A 16,906-nucleotide genomic window follows, 5' to 3' on the forward strand; every position below is an offset into this window, starting at 1 on the left:
TCCTTCTGTAAGCCCGGAGAGAGCAGCCGGGTAAGATATTGCTGTGAACAAACAGCATGCTAACGGTTGCGTTATCATGTTGAAAATATGTGCGTTATCTTATGTGCTCAGATTGTTAATTTTGTGATTTTACAAAACGGAAGAGATTATATTGAGCTTGCCGATGTGAAGTAAGTGACCATGATCAATAAATTTTATTGATGTGGCTATGGGCTTGTATTTCTATGACCTAACGCACACCCGCCGTCATGGGGAAATAAGCAACAAAAATATTTGCGCGGCAAAAGTGTGACTAAGATTTCATTTATTAATTTAATTGTTCATGTGCGGGGGCAGGTAACGCAGCGGGTCCACCGGTTTCCCGTAGTAGTTAATCGCGAAATACAGGATCGGCTGATTTTCCCGATCGGTGCCCAGCGTGGCGAGGGTATCGCCCTGGCTGATATGATCGCCCGCTCTCACCAGAATGTTTTCGAGATTGGCGTAGGTGCTGACGTAATGCTCGTCGTTGTCATTCTCAATAATGACCAGTCGCCCAAAGCTGGAAAGGGTGCCGACGTAAATCACGTTGCCTGATTTGGACGCCGCGACTTTCTGACCTTTCTCACCGTAGATGCCGATGCCTTTGGTGTTGCCGATCTCGGAAAACATCTCTTTGACCCTTCCCGTGAGCGGCCATTGCCAGAATTCAGAGCGGGGAAGGTGGGACGTATCTTGCGGCGCCGGGGTGGAAGACGTTGTGGTTCTCGGCGGCGGCGGCGCTTTCTTCTGTGGCGGAACGGTGGTCAGGCCGGGCAGGGAGCCTTCTTTTTGCCGGGTGATCACGTAGTTCAGCACATCCGGCGTTTCGGCTTTGTTTTTATTGCTGCTGAGTTCCCCCAGAAAAATCGCGCCGGATTCTTCACCGGCGGCGAAGGCTGGCGTAGTGAAGCAAACGATGAATGCGGACAATAGCGCGAGTTTTTTATTCATGGGGCCGGGCGTCTCCTTGCAACCAATGGCTGGTTGATACCATACTCAAAGACAGCCCATTGATAAACAAGAAATAACCCAGAACAGCGCATAAGATCGCAGTTTTATTGCCGGCGGGCCGGAGGGGGCCCGCCGGAAGATGATTAATTCACCAGGTTAATGCGTTGTCTTAATACATCAGCGAATAGAGTTGGCGACGGTACTTCGCGGCCAGCGCATCGCCGGTGCCGAGGGCGGCCATAATATCCAGCAGGGTCTTGCGGGCGTTACCGTCCGCCGCACCGAGATCCTTGCGCAGATGCCCCATCAGCAACTCCAGCGCCTCTTCGTTGCGGCCTACCTGATGCAGTTGCAGCGCCAGCTGGGTTGCCAGCGCGGCGTTGCCCGGATCGGCTTCGGCCTGCTGTTGCAGTTGCTGGATTTCCGGCGTATCTGCCGCCTGCTTCATCAGCTCAATCTGGGCGATCAGCCCCTGGTAGCGGGTGTCCTGATCCTGTAACGGGATCGTGGCGAGCACGGCTTCCGCTTCTTCGCTGCGGTTGAGGGCGATTTGCACCTCCGCCAGCGTCAGCGCGATATCGCTGCGTTTCGGGTCCAGCGCCAGCGCCTCTTTCAGCAGCGGCAGCGCTTCGGCCATTTTGCCTTCCGCCATCAGCTCAGCGGCTTCTGCGGCTTTCAGTTCCTCCGGCTTCGGCAGGAAGCGGCTCAGCAAATCGCGGATCACCTCTTCAGGCTGCGGCCCCTGGAAACCGTCCATCGGCTGGCCGTCTTTGAACAGATAAACGGTCGGAATGGCGCGCAGGCCGAACTGAGCGGCGACCATCTGCTGAGCGTCACAGTCAACCTTCGCCAGAACGAACTGCCCCGCGTATTCGGCAGCGAGTTTTTCCAGCACCGGGGTGAGCTGCTGGCAGTGCTGGCTGCGCTCGGACCAGAAGTAAAACACGACCGGGAGGGTGGCGGACTGATCCAGGGCCTGATGGAGGTTGGCTTCGGTGATGTCAATGATGGCGGGTGTGGTATTCAGCATGTTTGGTCTCTCCGGGCCTGTGCGCGAGGTTATGGTTTTTTATGATGAAAGACGCGGGTTCCGTATGGCGGAAGCCGCAGCCCCAGCGGGGCTAAAGGCGTGTTTTCCATCATGTTCATTAAGGCTATATGCGGTTTATCGTGGTGAATTGCAAGGCCCGCGCGTTAATGGGTGCGCAGGATTTTATCCATCATCACGCCTGGCAGTATCCTGCGCAGCACCGTCAGCGCATGCGCCACCAGGGTTACCGGATAACGCTGCCTGGGATTTTTGCTTTCCAGCGCGTGGTGTAACTTGGGCAGGATCGCGTCCGGCGGCAGGGTGAAGCGTGCGGCGATGCCGGGGTTGGTGACGGGCTTATCCTGTTCCATCTGGTGCACGTTATTGGTGAAACGGGTGTTGATCGGGCCGGGTTCAATCAGGGAAACGCGGATGCCGCTGCCGTGAAGCTCCATGCGCAGTGCGTCGGACCAGGCTTCCAGCGCAAACTTACTGGCGGCGTAAGCGCCGCGGCCCGGCGTGGCGACCAGTCCCATGACGGAACTGGTCTGGATAATGCGGCCTTCGCCGTGGGGAAGCATGGCGGGCAGCAGCAGCTGGGTGAGCTGGTGCGTGCCGAACAGGTTGGTGGCGAACTGCTGCTCCAGCTGCGCCCGGCTGATGGTGTTCAGCGGCCCATAAAGCCCGAAACCACCGTTGTTGAACAGCGCGTATAAACGGCCGTTGGTCTGGCGCAATACCTCTTGTGCCGCGCGTTCCACGCTGGCGGCGTCATCCAAATCCAGTTCGATCCCCGTCATGCCCAGTTCCTGCATGATGGCGACATCCTGAGGCTTTCGGCAGGCCGCCAAAACCCGGTAGCCCCGGTTGCGCAGATCCTGCGCCGCCGTCCAGCCGATGCCGCTGGAGCAGCCGGTGATCAGGATGTTTTTTTGCATAACTTTACCTATATGAATATGTTGCCGCACCCATAATGATGCTATACACATCATCCTTATCCGCAGCCTTCAGGATATCCCGGCGCGGCTTGCTGGGTGCTGCGTATATAACTGTCCCGGTATGTCGGGTTCCGGACGCTGATTCTGGACGAAAGCAGTGGGTGAAGTCACTCTTTTGTGTGTCCGGCGATTAAGGCGCGCAGCCGTTCACTCATCCACTGGGCGATGAAAGGTTGGGCATCTGCGTTCGGATGAATGCCATCCTGCTGCATCCACTGCGGATTCGTCGCCACTTGTTCCATATAAAAGGGAATTAGCGGAATTTGATATTTTTCCGCCAGCGCGGGATAAATGGCGATAAATGCATCGCCGTAGCGGCGGCCATAGTTAGGCGGTATACGGATTTGCATCAGCCAGGGTTGGGCGCCTGCCTGTTTGCTTTGCGCAATAATTTCTCCGAGCGTGTTTTGAATGTCTGTCGTCGGGAAACCGCGCAGGCCGTCATTGGCGCCCAGTTCAATCAACACCCAGCGCGGTTTGTGCTGGCTGAGCAACCCCGGCAGGCGCGCCAGCCCCTGAGCGGAGGTGTCGCCGCTGATGCTGGCGTTCACCACGGTAACCGGCGGTTTTTCCTGCTGCCACTGGCGGGCCATGCGCGTCGCCCAGGCGTCTTCAATGGGAAGCTGATAGCCTGCGCTCAGGCTGTCGCCGAGAATTAACAGCGTATCCTGAGCCACGGCGCGCAGGCTGCACATACTCAGGATCAGAAGGAAAGGCAGATGCCAACGGAAAATATTCTTGAAGTTCATCATTTGATTAAGCGCGTCGGTCAGGGGGAACATGAATTGTCCATCCTCACCGGTGTTGACCTGCTTGTCAAACCTGCACAGACCATCGCGCTGGTCGGTGAGTCCGGATCGGGCAAATCGACCCTGCTGGGCATCCTCGCCGGGCTGGACGACGGCACGGAGGGCGAAGTAAGCCTGCTGGGGCAGCGGCTGGATCGCCTGGATGAAGAGCGCCGCGCTGCGCTGCGCGCCCGCGACGTGGGCTTCGTGTTTCAGTCCTTCATGCTGGTGCCGACCCTGACCGCGCTGGAAAACGTGCAGCTTCCGGCTCTGTTGCGCGGCGACAGCGAGCGTGACAGCCGCGAGCAGGCGCAGCAGTTGCTGGCGCAACTGGGGCTGGGCAAACGCCTGCATCATCTGCCGGCGCAACTGTCCGGCGGCGAGCAGCAGCGCGTGGCGCTGGCGCGGGCATTCAGCGGCCGTCCGCGGGTGCTGTTTGCCGACGAACCGACCGGCAACCTGGATCGTCAGACCGGCGAGCGCATTGCCGACCTGCTGTTCTCGCTGAACCGCGACTTCGCCACCACCCTGATTTTAGTCACTCATGACCTGACGCTGGCGGCGCGCTGCCAGCGCTGCCTGCGTTTGCAGGACGGCACGCTGAGGGAAGAGGCATGATCTGGCGTTGGTTTTGGCGTGAATGGCGCACGCCGTCGCTGCTGATCGTCTGGCTGGCGCTGACGCTGGCGGTGGCCTGCGTGCTGGCGCTGGGCAGCATCAGCGATAGGATGGAGAAAGGGCTGAGTCAGCAAAGCCGGCATCTGCTGGCGGGCGATAAAGTGCTGCGCGCCGCGCGTCCGGTCGATGAGGCGATCCTGGCGCAGGCGGGGGCGGAGGGGCTGCGCATCAGTCGTCAGCTCGCTTTCACCACCATGACCTACGCCGGCGATAAGCCGCAGCTGGCGGACGTGAAAGCGACCGATGGCGCTTATCCGCTGTACGGCGAGCTGGAAACCCGCCCGGCCGGGCTGCGTGTTAACGCGGGAGAAGTGTTGGTCGCGCCCAGGCTGCTGGCGATGCTTAACCTGAAGCCCGGCGACATGCTGGAGGTGGGCGACGCCACGCTGAAAGTGGCGGGCGAAGTGTTGCAGGAACCGGACAGCGGCTTCAACCCGTTCCGTACCGCCCCGCGCATTTTAATCAACCTGGCTGACGTGGACAAAACCGGCGCGGTGCAGCCCGGCAGCCGCCTGAACTACAGCTATATGTTTGCCGGTTCGCCCGACGCCATCGAGCGCTTTTCTGCCGCCGTGATCCCGCGCCTGAAACCGGATCAGAAGCTGGTCAGCATGCAGGACGCCGGCGGTTCGGTGAGCAAGTCGATGCAGCGTTCGCAGCAGTTTCTGGTGCTGTCGTCCCTGCTGACGCTGCTGCTGGCGGTGGCGGCGGTCACCGTAGCGATGAATCATTATTGCCGCAGCCGTTATGACCTGGTTGCGGTGCTGAAAACCCTGGGGGCCGGGCGAAGCGCGTTGCTGCGCCTGGTGGCCGGGCAGTGGCTGTCGTTGCTGATGGTCGCGGCGCTGGCCGGCGGAGCATTAGGCGTGGCGTTTGAAGCGCTGCTGGTGCGCCTGCTGGCGCCGGTGTTGCCCGCCTCGCTGCCGCCCGCCGGCGCCTGGCCGTGGGTGTGGTCGCTGGGGGCGATGGTGCTGATTTCGCTGCTGGTGGGGCTGCGTCCTTACCGTCAGTTGCTGGCAACCCAGCCGCTGCGGGTGCTGCGTGATGACGTACAAAACGTGGTGTGGCCGCTGCGCTACTACCTGCCGGTGGTGATCCTGCTGCTGGTCGGCGGGTTGATCCTGCTGATTGGCGCCAGCCCGCTGCTGTGGTCGGTGCTGGGCGGCGTGGCGGCGCTGGCGCTGCTGCTGGGCGTGCTGGGGTGGGGCGGGCTGCTGCTGCTGCGCCGCGTTACCCTGAAAAGCCTGGCGCTGCGCCTGGCGGTGAACCGGCTGCTGCGTCAGCCGGCGGCGACCGTCAGCCAACTGGCGGCGTTTTCGCTGTCCTTCATGCTGCTGGCGTTATTGCTGGTGCTGCGCGGGGATCTGCTGGAGCGCTGGCAGCAGCAGGTGCCGCCCGACAGCCCGAACTATTTCCTGATGAACATGACGGAGCAACAGGTTCCGCAGGTAAAAGCGTTTCTGGAAGCGCATCAGGTGGCGGCGCGCACCTTCTACCCCATCGTGCGCGTACGGCTGACGGAAATTAACAAGCAGACGGCGGTCGATCGGGTGAAGCCGGACGAACCGGGCGGCGAGGCGCTTAACCGCGAGCTGAACCTTACCTGGCAGGCACAATTGCCCGAACACAATCCGCTGGTGGCCGGCAACTGGCCGCCGGGCGCAGGCGGCGTTTCGGTGGATGAGGGGCTGGCCGGCCGGCTGAAGCTGCATTTGGGCGACGAACTGACGTTCAGTGGCGATACCCAGACCTTCAAGGCCACGATCACCAGCCTGCGCAAAGTGGACTGGGAAAGCCTGCGCCCGAATTTCTACTTCATTTTCCCGCCCGGCGCGCTGGACCATCAGCCGCAGAGCTGGCTGACCAGCTTCCGCTATTACGGCGACGACAGCCTGCTGATCGCGCTCAACCGCGAGTTTCCCACCCTGAGCCTGCTGGACATCGGCGCGATGCTCAGGCAGATCGGCCAGATCCTGCAGCAGGTCAGCCGGGCGCTGGAGGTGATGGTGGTGTTGGTGCTGATTTGCGGCGTGCTGCTGTTGCTGGCGCAGGTGCAGGTCGGGCTGCAACAACGCAAACAGGAACTGGTGGTCTACCGGACGCTGGGGGCGGGAATAAAGCTCCTGCGCCGTACGCTGTGGGGCGAGTTCGCGCTGCTGGGCGTGGCGTCCGGCCTGGCGGCTGCGGCGGGCGCCGAAGCTGCGTTGTGGCTGTTGCAGCGTAAGGTGTTTGATTTCCCCTGGCAGCCGAATTACCTGATGTGGGTGGCCGTACCGGTGTGCAGCGGCGTGCTGCTGTCGCTGTGCGGCGGCGGATTGGGGCGTCGGTTGCTGAAGAAGCCGGGCAGAAAGTAAAACACGGGCGGCAAAGGGGGAGATAAGCGCGGCGCGTTATCCCCCCAGATTCCGGCTGAAGTTCAGCCCGTCGACGCCCGCTTTCCGGCGGTACACCTTGGCCTGCCGTGCGCCCGTTACCGCCATCTTTCCGGTCTCTTCAAACATCTCGCTGGACTCAAAACGCCTTACCAGGCTTTTGCGCTGAATCGGCTTCTGAAGGATCGCCTCAATCACGCCCTGCAATTCGGTGAGGGTGAACTCTTCCCCCAGGCAGTAAACCGGCACCATCGAATACAGCGTTTTCTGCTCCAGCCGTTCGCGCGCGACCGCAATGATCTCGCGGTGATCGAACGCGATCGGGTCGATATGCGCCAGCTCTTCTACCGGGATCCAGCGCGCGTCGCTGACGTCGCGGATATGCGGCTGACACGTCTGCCAGCCGATCAGGGCGAAGTACGCGGTGGTCAGGCTCCAGCCGCGCGGATCGCGATCGCGTCCGGAGAACGTCGCCAGTTGCTCCAGCCAGGCGGGTTTTACCCCGCATTTTTCCACCAGTTTACGCAGCGCGGTGTCCTGCGTTGACGCATCCGTGCGTTGATCGATAAATCCGCCCGGCAGCCCCCAATACCCTAACTGCGGGTGGTTAGCGCGCTGCACCATCAGTACGCACAATTTTTCGTCTATCAGGGTAAACAGCACGCTGTCTACCGTTACCAGCACCGCGGGGAAGTCGCCGGCGCGGTAATCGCGTAAATAGTCCGCTTCGTTTTGCATCGCTGTGCCGTCAGTAAATGTCTTTGGGACAAGAGTAGCAGTCTTTATCCGCAGCAACAACAGCGGGGTTGGGGTTTCAACTTTATTCACTGATTAATCAATCTATTAATTCATGATGATGGTTTTCTGTACGTACAGTGATTGACTATTAATGTCTCTTGGACAATATTATAAATGTCACAGGGACAATAATAATCCGGAGGTTGTTATGTTTGGACTGAATTTCATTAAGGCAGATGCTTCCACCTACCTGGTGGAGTTTCGCAAAGGGCGGAAAACCCGCGAGGGCGTGGGGATCAGCTTCTACTACTTCGGCATGAGCTCAACGCTGGCGGCGGTGCCGGTATCCAGCCGCGAGCTGCCGTTCATTTTCAGCCTGCAATCGGCGGACTTTCAGCCGATTAACGTGCAGGGGCAACTGACGTTTCACATCCGCGCGCCGGAGCAGGCGATGCAGATGCTGAACTTCACCATCGACAAAAAAGGGAAATACGTGACGGACGATGCGCAGTCGCTGGAAGATCGCGTGCTGCGCACCGCGCAGGTGTTGATCCGCGACTATATGCAGCAGTTGGGGCTGCGTCAGGCGCTCCTTTCTGCACCAGGGCTGATGGCCTTTTTGCTGGAACGGCTGGCGGAGTCGGAATCCCTCGCCAAGCTGGGGATCAGCGTGCTGGACGTGGCGATCACCGCCATCACGCCGTCGCCGGAAACCTCGCGGGCGCTGGAGGCCGAGGTGCGCGAGCAGTTGCTGAAAGAGTCCGATGACGCCATTTACGTCCGCCGCCTGTCAGGTATTGAGCAGGAGAAAGCGGTGAAGGAGAAAGAACTGGCGACCGAAGTGGCGATTCAGCGCAAAAAACAGGAGATCGACGAAGCGCGCATTGAGGCTGAACGCAGCGTGGCGCAGAAGCAGTTCCTGATGGATCAGGAACGTTTGCAGGCGAGTATCGGGGCGGAGAAACAACGCGGCGAGCTGATCCGGCTGGAGAGCGATAATCTGCGGGCGCAGGCGGACGCGACGGCGTACGGCATTGAACAACAGCTGAAGGCGTACCAGAGTGTGGACCCGGAGGTGCTGAAAGCGCTGACGATGGGCAAAATGACGCCGGAACAGCTGATCGCTCAGGCGTTCGATAATCTGGCGCGCGGCGATAACCGCATCGGTAACCTGAATATCAGCCCGGACCTGCTGCAATCCCTGATGGGAGACCGATAACATGCTGACGGAACGCAAGCTGGTGGTGGTGACACGCCGTACCCGCTATCAGGAGTTGCTGCACAAATACGGCACCCGCGGGCAGGCAGAGTTTTACCTGCGCCACCTGGGTGAATCCTTCGGGCACTATGAGCAAGAGCATCTGCAACTGTGCGCCGCCTATGAAAGCGTGCTGGAAACGGCACGCGCCGTCGGGCGGGTGCAGCCGCTGGAGCGCGAACTGTTGCCGTCGTACCGCTTCGCGCCGGACGATATCGTCATCGTGGCGGGGCAGGACGGCCTGGTGGCGAACACGCTGAAATACCTTGACGCACAGCCGGTAATTGCCGTGAATCCGCTGCCGCGTGCGTTCGACGGCCTGCTGTTGCCATTCGCCCCGAAGGATTTGGCGGGCGTGCTGCGCCGGCAGTTGCAGAGCCGGTTTCGCGCCAAAACCATTACTATGGCGCAAGTGAGTACTAACCGGGGGGAGCGGTTGCTGGCGGTCAACGATCTGTTTATCGGTTCAGCGGGGCACGCTTCCGCCCGTTACGCGCTGCATTCCGGCGCGCGCCAGGAGCAGCAGAGCAGCAGCGGGGTGATTGTCAGCACCGGGCTGGGGTCCACCGGCTGGCTGCGCAGTATTCTGACCGGCGCCTCCGCCGTGGCGGGGCAGGAAGCGCATCCGGAGCTGAAGGACGGATTCGCGTGGGACAGCAACTTTCTCTGTTACTCGGTGCGGGAGCCGTTTCCCAGCAAAACGACGGGCACGTCACTGGTATTCGGGCGGGTGGATGCGCAAACGCCGCTGCGCTTGCAGTCACGCATGGCGGAGCGCGGGGTGATTTTTTCCGATGGCATCGAGAGCGACTTTATCGATTTTACTGCCGGCACCGTGGCGGAGATTCGCATCAGCGACAAAACGGGCCGGCTGGTGGTATGAGGTTCAGCGCCGCGCACGCCGCCAGGCGATCAGGAACAGCATCAGGAGCACGCCCGGCAACCAGACCCACAGCAGCTCTGAAATAATCACCGCGTGTCCGGCGGGCGTCAGGTAAGCCTTTAACTGGAACGGCGCGACCTTAATCACCTGCCAGGGCGCGAAGAAACGCTCGTCACGCCACGGCCACAGCCAGCCGACGCCTTTACCGCCGGTGGTCACCGAATCCAGCAGGCTGTGCGAGAGCAGCGATACCAACAGAAAAGACCAAATCCTCACTATTCCGGCCTTTAACTGACGATGAAACAACAGCGCCAGCGTCGGCAACATAAAGGCGAATAACAGGGAATGCGTAAAGCCGCGATGGCCGAAGGCATTGCCGTAAGCAACGCCAAATTTAAAGGCGACGACGTCGGCGTCGGGCAATACGGAGAAGGCGATCCCGGCCAGTAACAGGCGCGGTGGAATGATTTTGCTCCCCAGGCCCAGTCCGAGGCAGAGAGGAACGGCGGCGTGCGTAACAACGGTTGGCATGAAATATCCCGGCTCATGTGAAAACTGAGCGCAGTCTACGCACGCTCTGTGAAGGGAGAATGAAGTGCGTTTTTACGCTTCCCGCCGCTGCGGGCGGGAAGCGCGGCAGAGTCAGCAGGCTTTGAGCCGTTCCTGCGCCCAGCGGATGCCGCTTTGGTACTCCGGCGGCAACTGCGGGGCAAGGGTGGACAGGGAGTGCGTCAGCGTCGCGCGATCCGGGTGCGTCAGGTTCAGGTGACCGACCTTACGCGCCGGGCGGACTTCCTTTTCGTACCAGTGCAGATGCACCAGCGCATCGTTCAGCCAGTCGTAGTTCACGTCGGTGCCGATCAGGTTTACCATCACTGAGGGCGTGCTTACCACTGGTACGGGCAGCGCCAAGCCCAACACTGCGCGCAGGTGCAGTTCGAACTGGCTGATGGACGCGCCGTTTTGCGTCCAGTGCCCGCTGTTGTGTACGCGCGGGGCCAGCTCGTTGATCAACAGGCGATCGCCGACGATAAAGCATTCCATCGCCATTACGCCGACATAGCCCAGCGCGTTCATGATGGCGCTGAGCATGCTTTCGGCCTGCTGTTGCAGGCCGGGATCGGCAAGGGGGAACGCCACGCTGGTGCGCAGGATGCCCTCTTCATGCAGGTTATGCGTCAGCGGGTAGAAGACGCAGTGTCCGTCGTGGGCGCGGGCGCCGACCAGCGACACTTCGCCGGAGAAGTTAATGCCTTGCTCCACGATGCATTCGCCGTAGGCGTCCGCCGGCAATTCGCCCTCTCCGCCGGGGCGGATGCGCCACTGACCGCGGCCGTCATAACCGCCGGTGCGGCGTTTGACGATCGCCAGTTCGCCCAGGCGGCTGAATACGCCGGGCCACTCGCCGGCGTTTGCCAGCAATTGCCATGGGGCGGTTGCCAGGCCCAGCTCGTCGAGCAGTTGTTTTTGCGTCAGGCGGTCGGCCAGACGCGGGAAAATATCCCGGTTAACGAAGCCATTATGGCCGGCGATTTCGCGCGTCAGCGCCGTTTCCGGCCAGCGCTCTATTTCAGCGGTGATAACCGCCTGACGCCACGGCACCGCCTGCGGATCGGCGTCTGGCCCTACGGGATACACCGTAATGCCCAGCGGTTCGCCTGCCTGACGCAGCATACGCCCCAGTTGCCCGTTACCCAGCACGCAAACCGGCTTCATGCGTCTTCCCTCGGGTCCGGATGATTCAGCACTTCATCAGTCTGGGCCTGACGCCAGGCGGCCAGGCGCGCGTTCAGTTCGCCGTCGTGCAGGGCGAGAATCTGCGCCGCCAGCAGGGCGGCGTTCGCTGCGCCCGCCTTGCCGATTGCCAGCGTCCCTACCGGGATGCCGCGCGGCATCTGGACGATGGAGTAGAGGCTGTCCACGCCGCTCAGCGCTGCGCTTTGCACCGGAACACCCAGCACCGGCACCAGGGTTTTCGCCGCCAGCATACCCGGCAGATGGGCCGCGCCGCCGGCGCCGGCAATAATCACGTCAAAGCCGCGATCTGTGGCCTGCTCGGCAAAGCTGAACAGCTTGTCGGGCGTGCGGTGAGCGGAAACCACTTCGGTATGAAACGGAACCTCAAGCTGGGTAAGAACGTCGGCGGCGAACTGCATGGTGGCCCAATCGCTTTTGGAACCCATGACGATGGCGACTTTCGCCTCCGCGGCATTGGCTGGCATGGATGGTGTGCTCCTGTGACGGGATTATGCGTTTAACACGAGGGCGCCAAGCATATCACGTGTCAGCGGCAAGGAAAACGGTTGCGCGGGTTGGAAAAACGGGAAAAATGCGGCTTATTGCGCGCATTGGCGTTGTGGCCCGGGATGTCATCCCAGGCATCAGATTCTGCGAGTTACCCCGGCAAAATCCGGGCTGGTTCTGATTATTGCGCTGAGTAAAGGAATTGTGGAATGGGTGCGAAATTGTTTTGCTTCGGACAGTCAGTTGGCTGATGAAACTGCCCACTTTCCATTTTTTTCTATAATGGTGAAAGATGTTCTGAATATTCTGGCCGATGGTTGAAGACCTTTTTTATACTTATCGGGTGACACAAGTATCACAGCAACATTGTACGATTTACCAACTTCAAACCTGTAATCCAAATTGGGAACGCATTTATCTGGGGAAACAGGAACGTCAGCAAGGTCATATTTCTCTAATTTATTGTTTTCACTTCCTATTTCACTAATGCGCAATGTGTCAAATTTCTCGTCATCTTCTGGTTTAACCATGACGCAAATGCTATCAGCAACCGTCGTTACAGATGCCCTTAGGTAGGGTATTTGCCTGCTGTCTTGTGTGAATCCGCAACCGCAGAGACAGAAGCTTAAGGCGCTAACCAATAAAATCCTTTTCATTGCTACCTCCTTTGCCTGATAAACTGTGAGAGCGTATATTCATATTTCCTGATAATGTCTTTATCAGTGACTCCCTGGAATCTCACACCTTTGTTGATTGCCCTTAGCCAGGCAGGATAGCCATATTTACTTAAATACCAGTAATCAGCAATGATTGAAGCCTGTTGTTCCATCCTATAGTCTTTTAATAATGTCTTCTCATCAAGTCTGTATTTATAATCGACAAATTTACTGAAGAGTCCCCTTGTCCTTACCCACATGCCTTTTTGATGTTGCCAGACATGCCCCATCTCATGAATGAATCTGTGTTGATCGCTAACATCTGCTCTTGAAAAATCAGATTGATAACCGTCTTTTCTGTACCATAGTTCACCGTTTGGAGCCATGGCATAAAACGGATCCTGTAGTCCAAAAGGGAAGTAGGAATCACAATGAACAACCACTCGTCTGTAATCAATCGAATTACCATACACCGAACGGGCCATTGCTATTTCACCAATGGTTAGCGGGCGTTTAAAACCTTCTTTCACTTCTTGTTCCATTGCAGAGACCCCCTGTTCAGAAGAATAGGGATATATCTCTGTTATGGTCTAATAAGTCAACTAGAGAAGACTTACAGGAATTTAATAATTACCAGCTATGAATGTCATATACCCGTTAAGGAATTATGTATTTGATCGTGCCGGGTACATCACGCGTCAATGATCCGGGAGAGTAGGAAAAACGGCGCTGATTTGTATAATTGGCGTTATTGCCCATACAAAGGAACGGAAGCATGGCTCATCAGGTTTTGTTGGCCCCGATTTACGAATTTCTTCACTGTGAAACGCCGGATGAATGGGTAAACATCGCCCTGCAAAATCAGGACGTTTTGCTGATCGATCACGCCAACTGTGAGAAGAAGGCTGCGGCGACCGCGATGAGCCTGATGACGCGCTATCTGGATCGTGCCGAACTGCTGGTGTGCTGCGCCCGCCTGGCGCGTGAGGAGCTGCACCACTTCGAGCAGGTGGTTGAGCTGATGCAAAAACGCAGTGTGCCTTACGTCTATCTGAGCGCGTCACGCTATGCCACCGGGCTGCTCAAGCATGCGCGTCATTCCGAGCCGGAACTGCTGGTGGATAAGCTGATTATCGGCGCGTATATCGAGGCCCGCTCCTGTGAGCGCTTCGCCAAAATCGCGCCCAGCCTGGATGAGGAACTGCGCCGCTTTTACCTTTCACTGCTGCGTTCCGAAGCGCGCCACTATTCAGATTACCTGAACCTGGCGCGGCAGTATGCCGGAAAGGATATCAACGATCGAATTACGGAAATCGGCCGTATCGAGGCGGAGCTGATTTTAGCGCCGGATGAGCAGTTCCGCTTTCACAGCGGCATTCCGGCATAAGGTCAGAACGGGAAACGAACCAGTTCGACGGCGTCTTTCGTCACCCGGATCATCGATCCTTCGCTGTGCCAGGCGCCGAGTACCGCGCGGTGGCCGGTTTCGCCGTCCGGCAGCGGGAAGTGGTGGATCGCCGGGCGGTGGGTGTGGCCGTGAATCATCCAGCGTACGCGGTGCTTCATCATCTCCGCCTCCACCGTTTTCGGCGTTACGTCCATGATGGATTCGTCTTTGCCGGCGTTGCCCGACTGGCTGCGCCGGCGCATATTGTCGGCGATTTTGAGCCTGAGCTTCAGCGGCAGCCACAGGAAAATTCGTTGGATCAGCGGGTTATGCACCCGGCGCCGGTAGCGTTGGTATTCCGTGTCGTCGCTGCACAGGGTGTCGCCGTGCAAAATCAACACTTTGTGGCCGTATAGCGTCAGAACCTGCTCCTGCGGCAGCAGGGTCATGCCGCAGCGGGCGGCGAAACGCTTACCCAGCAAAAAATCACGGTTGCCGTGGATGAAAAAGCAGGGCACGTCGTGGTCGGCGAGCGCTTTCAGGGCGTCGGCAATTTGTTGGTGCAGTGGGTCTGGGTCGTCATCGCCGATCCAGTATTCGAAGAAGTCGCCCAGAATGTACAGGGCATCGGCGCCGCGGGTTTCTTCCTGCTGCAAAAAATGCAGAAAACCGGCGGTGATCGCCGGTTCCTGAGCGCTGAGATGCAAATCTGCGATAAACAGCGTTGCCATGCGCGCCGTTATTCGCTGACGGTTACGCTTGTGATGATCACGTCTTCGCGCGGCACGTCCTGATGCATGCCTTTATTGCCGGTGGCGACACCTTTAATCTTGTCGACGACGTCCATACCTTCGACCACTTCGGCGAATACGGCATAGCCCCAGCCGTCCGGGCGCTCGGAGCGGAAGTTCAGAAAATCGTTGTCGACGACGTTGATGAAGAACTGCGCGGTGGCGGAATGCGGATCGTTAGTGCGAGCCATCGACAGCGTGCCACGGGTGTTTTTCAGGCCGTTGTTGGCTTCGTTTTTGATCGGCGACTTGGTGTCTTTCTGTTTCATACCCGGTTCAAAGCCGCCGCCCTGAATCATAAAGCCGTTAATCACGCGGTGAAAAATCGTGTTGTCGTAGAAGCCTTCGCGGCAGTAGTCCAGGAAATTGGCAACGGTGGCCGGAGCCTTTTCATCGAAGGTTTTGATGACGATATCGCCGTGGTTGGTGTGAAAAGTAACCATATTTGTGATCCTGTTTGCGGTAAAAAACACGAATGGCGATTGTAGCCGAAGCCGCGGCGGCTGACATCTGTTTATGGCGGCAACGGGGTTGACCGGGAAAAAATGGGGGTATTTTCAGAAAGCCGGAAGCATCGGGGTTCATTTCCCACCGGATCCCGATATATTATAACCACGCGTAATTTCACACTCACAGATCCTGTCATTATTACGGAAAGCCCGATGCTAAAGATTTTCAACACACTCAGTCGCCAAAAAGAAGAATTCAGACCTATTCATGCCGGGGAAGTCGGTATGTACGTGTGCGGGGTAACCATTTACGATCTGTGTCACATCGGCCATGGACGCACCTTCGTTGCCTTTGACGTGGTGTCACGCTACCTGCGCTACCTGGGGTATAACCTGAAATACGTGCGCAACGTTACCGATGTGGATGACAAAATCATCAAGCGTGCGGCGGAAAACAACGAAACCTGCGACAGCCTGACCGAGCGCATGTTGGCCGAAATGCATAAAGATTTCGATGCGCTGAACATCGCGCGTCCCGACGTAGAACCGCGCGCCACGCACCATATCGCCGAAATTATTGAGATCGTGGAGCAACTGCTGGCGCGCGATCATGCCTATGTGGCCGACAATGGCGACGTGATGTTCGCCGTTGATACCGATTCGGATTACGGCCTGCTGTCGCGCCAGGACCTGGAGCAGCTTCAGGCCGGCGCGCGCGTGGAAATTGCCGACGTGAAGCGTAACCCGATGGACTTCGTGCTGTGGAAAATGTCCAAACCGGGCGAGCCGAGCTGGTCCTCGCCGTGGGGCGCAGGGCGTCCGGGCTGGCACATTGAGTGCTCCGCGATGAACTGCAAGCAGCTCGGCACGCACTTTGATATTCACGGCGGCGGTTCCGATCTGATGTTCCCGCATCATGAGAATGAGATTGCCCAGTCCAGCTGCGCGCATGACGGCCCGTATGTGAATTACTGGATGCATTCCGGCATGGTGATGATTGATAAAGAGAAGATGTCCAAGTCACTGGGCAACTTCTTCACCATCCGCGACGTGCTGGCGCATTACGACGCAGAAACCGTGCGTTATTTTCTGATGTCCGGTCACTATCGCAGCCAGCTGAACTACAGCGAAGAGAACCTGAAGCAGGCCAGGGCAGCGATGGAGCGTTTATATACCGCGCTACGCGGCACCGATCCGGCTGCTCAGCCGGCGGGCGGTGACGCGTTTGACGCGCGTTTCCGTGAGGCGATGGACGACGACTTCAATACGCCGGAGGCGTATTCCGTGCTGTTTGACCTGGCGCGTGAGGTGAACCGGCTGAAGGCGGAAGATATGGGCGCCGCCAACGCCATGGCGGCGGAGCTGCGTAAGCTGGCCGGCGTGCTGGGGCTGTTGGAGCAGGACCCGGAAGCCTTCCTGAAGAGCGGGGCGCAGACGGACGCGGATGAAGTGGCGACGATTGAGGCGCTGATTAAGCAACGCAATGACGCCCGCGCCGCCAAAGACTGGCCGCAGGCGGATGCCGCGCGCAATAAGCTGACCGAGATGGGGATCGTGCTGGAAGACGGAGCGCAGGGCACCATTTGGCGCAGAAAATAACGACGCTTTCGTGATGAAAAAAGCCGGTGCATATTACATGCCCGGCTTTTTTATTGGCGCTGG

The 16,906-nt window shown here is 58.7% G+C and carries 18 protein-coding genes; 6 read left to right on the forward strand and 12 right to left on the reverse strand.

Annotated features, from left to right (window positions below):
* Positions 1-312: 312 nt before the first annotated feature.
* The 4 genes from C8D90_RS14440 to tesA all read right to left on the reverse strand — a co-directional run bounded on the left by C8D90_RS14440 (position 313) and on the right by tesA (position 3,749).
* Entirely contained in the window at positions 313-972 is a 660-nt protein-coding gene (locus C8D90_RS14440) for a murein hydrolase activator EnvC family protein (RefSeq protein ID WP_115459153.1), read from the reverse strand.
* A gap of 169 nt (positions 973-1,141) precedes the next feature.
* Positions 1,142-2,002: a thioredoxin family protein gene (locus C8D90_RS14445; RefSeq protein ID WP_115459154.1), complete on the reverse strand. Its 861-nt coding sequence runs from the start codon at positions 2,000-2,002 to the stop codon at positions 1,142-1,144.
* Positions 2,003-2,166: 164 nt separating this feature from the next.
* Positions 2,167-2,940: an SDR family oxidoreductase gene (locus C8D90_RS14450; RefSeq protein ID WP_115459155.1), complete on the reverse strand. Its 774-nt coding sequence runs from the start codon at positions 2,938-2,940 to the stop codon at positions 2,167-2,169.
* Positions 2,941-3,107: 167 nt separating this feature from the next.
* Positions 3,108-3,749 (reverse strand): multifunctional acyl-CoA thioesterase I/protease I/lysophospholipase L1, encoded by a 642-nt coding sequence (tesA, locus tag C8D90_RS21985; RefSeq protein WP_196238516.1) that lies wholly within the window; start codon positions 3,747-3,749, stop codon positions 3,108-3,110.
* Between tesA and ybbA the strand changes: the two genes are divergently transcribed.
* Together ybbA and ybbP are read left to right on the forward strand one after the other, a co-directional pair.
* Positions 3,720-4,406, forward strand: coding sequence for a putative ABC transporter ATP-binding protein YbbA (ybbA, locus tag C8D90_RS21990; RefSeq protein WP_147291369.1), 687 nt, complete (start codon positions 3,720-3,722; stop codon positions 4,404-4,406). The genes tesA and ybbA overlap by 30 nt on opposite strands.
* Complete coding sequence (gene ybbP, locus C8D90_RS14465; RefSeq protein ID WP_115459158.1) at positions 4,403-6,820, forward strand: putative ABC transporter permease subunit YbbP; 2,418 nt, start codon at positions 4,403-4,405, stop codon at positions 6,818-6,820. The genes ybbA and ybbP overlap by 4 nt, the downstream gene beginning before the upstream one ends.
* A gap of 36 nt (positions 6,821-6,856) precedes the next feature.
* Here the strand turns inward: ybbP and C8D90_RS14470 are convergent, their stop codons facing one another.
* The gene (locus C8D90_RS14470) at positions 6,857-7,576 is read right to left on the reverse strand and encodes an NUDIX hydrolase (protein WP_115459159.1); all 720 of its coding nucleotides are present in this window, start codon (positions 7,574-7,576) and stop codon (positions 6,857-6,859) included.
* A 208-nt stretch (positions 7,577-7,784) separates the two neighbouring features.
* Between C8D90_RS14470 and C8D90_RS14475 the strand changes: the two genes are divergently transcribed.
* Entirely contained in the window at positions 7,785-8,795 is a 1,011-nt protein-coding gene (locus C8D90_RS14475) for an SPFH domain-containing protein (RefSeq protein WP_162844406.1), read from the forward strand.
* Between the two features lies 1 nt (position 8,796).
* Positions 8,797-9,717: an NAD(+)/NADH kinase gene (locus C8D90_RS14480; RefSeq protein ID WP_115459161.1), complete on the forward strand. Its 921-nt coding sequence runs from the start codon at positions 8,797-8,799 to the stop codon at positions 9,715-9,717.
* A 3-nt stretch (positions 9,718-9,720) separates the two neighbouring features.
* Here C8D90_RS14480 and C8D90_RS14485 read toward each other — a convergent pair whose 3' ends face one another.
* From C8D90_RS14485 to C8D90_RS14505, 5 genes are all read right to left on the reverse strand, one after another.
* Positions 9,721-10,248: a metal-dependent hydrolase gene (locus tag C8D90_RS14485; RefSeq protein WP_115459162.1), complete on the reverse strand. Its 528-nt coding sequence runs from the start codon at positions 10,246-10,248 to the stop codon at positions 9,721-9,723.
* A 111-nt stretch (positions 10,249-10,359) separates the two neighbouring features.
* Complete coding sequence (purK, locus tag C8D90_RS14490) at positions 10,360-11,433, reverse strand: 5-(carboxyamino)imidazole ribonucleotide synthase (protein ID WP_115459163.1); 1,074 nt, start codon at positions 11,431-11,433, stop codon at positions 10,360-10,362.
* Positions 11,430-11,939: a 5-(carboxyamino)imidazole ribonucleotide mutase gene (gene purE / locus C8D90_RS14495; RefSeq protein ID WP_115459164.1), complete on the reverse strand. Its 510-nt coding sequence runs from the start codon at positions 11,937-11,939 to the stop codon at positions 11,430-11,432. Before purE ends, purK begins: the two co-directional genes overlap by 4 nt.
* A 261-nt stretch (positions 11,940-12,200) precedes the next feature.
* Positions 12,201-12,617, reverse strand: a complete 417-nt coding sequence (locus C8D90_RS14500; protein WP_115459165.1) for a putative T6SS immunity periplasmic lipoprotein — start codon at positions 12,615-12,617, stop codon at positions 12,201-12,203.
* A gap of 2 nt (positions 12,618-12,619) precedes the next feature.
* Complete coding sequence (locus C8D90_RS14505; protein WP_115459166.1) at positions 12,620-13,159, reverse strand: type IV secretion protein Rhs; 540 nt, start codon at positions 13,157-13,159, stop codon at positions 12,620-12,622.
* A gap of 233 nt (positions 13,160-13,392) precedes the next feature.
* Between C8D90_RS14505 and miaE the strand changes: the two genes are divergently transcribed.
* Positions 13,393-14,004, forward strand: a complete 612-nt coding sequence (miaE, locus tag C8D90_RS14510) for a tRNA-(ms[2]io[6]A)-hydroxylase (protein WP_115459167.1) — start codon at positions 13,393-13,395, stop codon at positions 14,002-14,004.
* Between the two features lie 2 nt (positions 14,005-14,006).
* Here the strand turns inward: miaE and C8D90_RS14515 are convergent, their stop codons facing one another.
* Complete coding sequence (locus C8D90_RS14515) at positions 14,007-14,735, reverse strand: UDP-2,3-diacylglucosamine diphosphatase (RefSeq protein WP_115459168.1); 729 nt, start codon at positions 14,733-14,735, stop codon at positions 14,007-14,009.
* Between the two features lie 8 nt (positions 14,736-14,743).
* Positions 14,744-15,238: a peptidylprolyl isomerase B gene (gene ppiB, locus C8D90_RS14520; protein WP_115459169.1), complete on the reverse strand. Its 495-nt coding sequence runs from the start codon at positions 15,236-15,238 to the stop codon at positions 14,744-14,746.
* A gap of 219 nt (positions 15,239-15,457) precedes the next feature.
* Here ppiB and cysS point away from each other — a divergent pair, with 219 nt between their 5' ends.
* Positions 15,458-16,843 carry a cysteine--tRNA ligase gene (cysS, locus tag C8D90_RS14525; protein WP_115459170.1) on the forward strand — a complete coding sequence of 462 codons (1,386 nt, stop codon included), beginning with the start codon at positions 15,458-15,460 and terminating at the stop codon, positions 16,841-16,843.
* The last annotated feature ends 63 nt before the right edge of the window (positions 16,844-16,906 follow it).

Source organism: Enterobacillus tribolii (assembly GCF_003363015.1).
Taxonomy (GTDB): domain Bacteria; phylum Pseudomonadota; class Gammaproteobacteria; order Enterobacterales; family Enterobacteriaceae; genus Enterobacillus; species Enterobacillus tribolii.

Coding starts and splice junctions, on each gene's coding strand:
- C8D90_RS14440 (WP_115459153.1), bottom strand. CDS start 972: ATGAATAAAAAACTCGCGCTATTGTCCGCATTCATCGTTTGCTTCACT.
- C8D90_RS14445 (WP_115459154.1), bottom strand. CDS start 2,002: ATGCTGAATACCACACCCGCCATCATTGACATCACCGAAGCCAACCTC.
- C8D90_RS14450 (WP_115459155.1), bottom strand. CDS start 2,940: ATGCAAAAAAACATCCTGATCACCGGCTGCTCCAGCGGCATCGGCTGG.
- ybbA (WP_147291369.1), top strand. CDS start 3,720: ATGCCAACGGAAAATATTCTTGAAGTTCATCATTTGATTAAGCGCGTC.
- tesA (WP_196238516.1), bottom strand. CDS start 3,749: ATGAACTTCAAGAATATTTTCCGTTGGCATCTGCCTTTCCTTCTGATC.
- ybbP (WP_115459158.1), top strand. CDS start 4,403: ATGATCTGGCGTTGGTTTTGGCGTGAATGGCGCACGCCGTCGCTGCTG.
- C8D90_RS14470 (WP_115459159.1), bottom strand. CDS start 7,576: ATGCAAAACGAAGCGGACTATTTACGCGATTACCGCGCCGGCGACTTC.
- C8D90_RS14475 (WP_162844406.1), top strand. CDS start 7,785: ATGTTTGGACTGAATTTCATTAAGGCAGATGCTTCCACCTACCTGGTG.
- C8D90_RS14480 (WP_115459161.1), top strand. CDS start 8,797: ATGCTGACGGAACGCAAGCTGGTGGTGGTGACACGCCGTACCCGCTAT.
- C8D90_RS14485 (WP_115459162.1), bottom strand. CDS start 10,248: ATGCCAACCGTTGTTACGCACGCCGCCGTTCCTCTCTGCCTCGGACTG.
- purK (WP_115459163.1), bottom strand. CDS start 11,433: ATGAAGCCGGTTTGCGTGCTGGGTAACGGGCAACTGGGGCGTATGCTG.
- purE (WP_115459164.1), bottom strand. CDS start 11,939: ATGCCAGCCAATGCCGCGGAGGCGAAAGTCGCCATCGTCATGGGTTCC.
- C8D90_RS14500 (WP_115459165.1), bottom strand. CDS start 12,617: ATGAAAAGGATTTTATTGGTTAGCGCCTTAAGCTTCTGTCTCTGCGGT.
- C8D90_RS14505 (WP_115459166.1), bottom strand. CDS start 13,159: ATGGAACAAGAAGTGAAAGAAGGTTTTAAACGCCCGCTAACCATTGGT.
- miaE (WP_115459167.1), top strand. CDS start 13,393: ATGGCTCATCAGGTTTTGTTGGCCCCGATTTACGAATTTCTTCACTGT.
- C8D90_RS14515 (WP_115459168.1), bottom strand. CDS start 14,735: ATGGCAACGCTGTTTATCGCAGATTTGCATCTCAGCGCTCAGGAACCG.
- ppiB (WP_115459169.1), bottom strand. CDS start 15,238: ATGGTTACTTTTCACACCAACCACGGCGATATCGTCATCAAAACCTTC.
- cysS (WP_115459170.1), top strand. CDS start 15,458: ATGCTAAAGATTTTCAACACACTCAGTCGCCAAAAAGAAGAATTCAGA.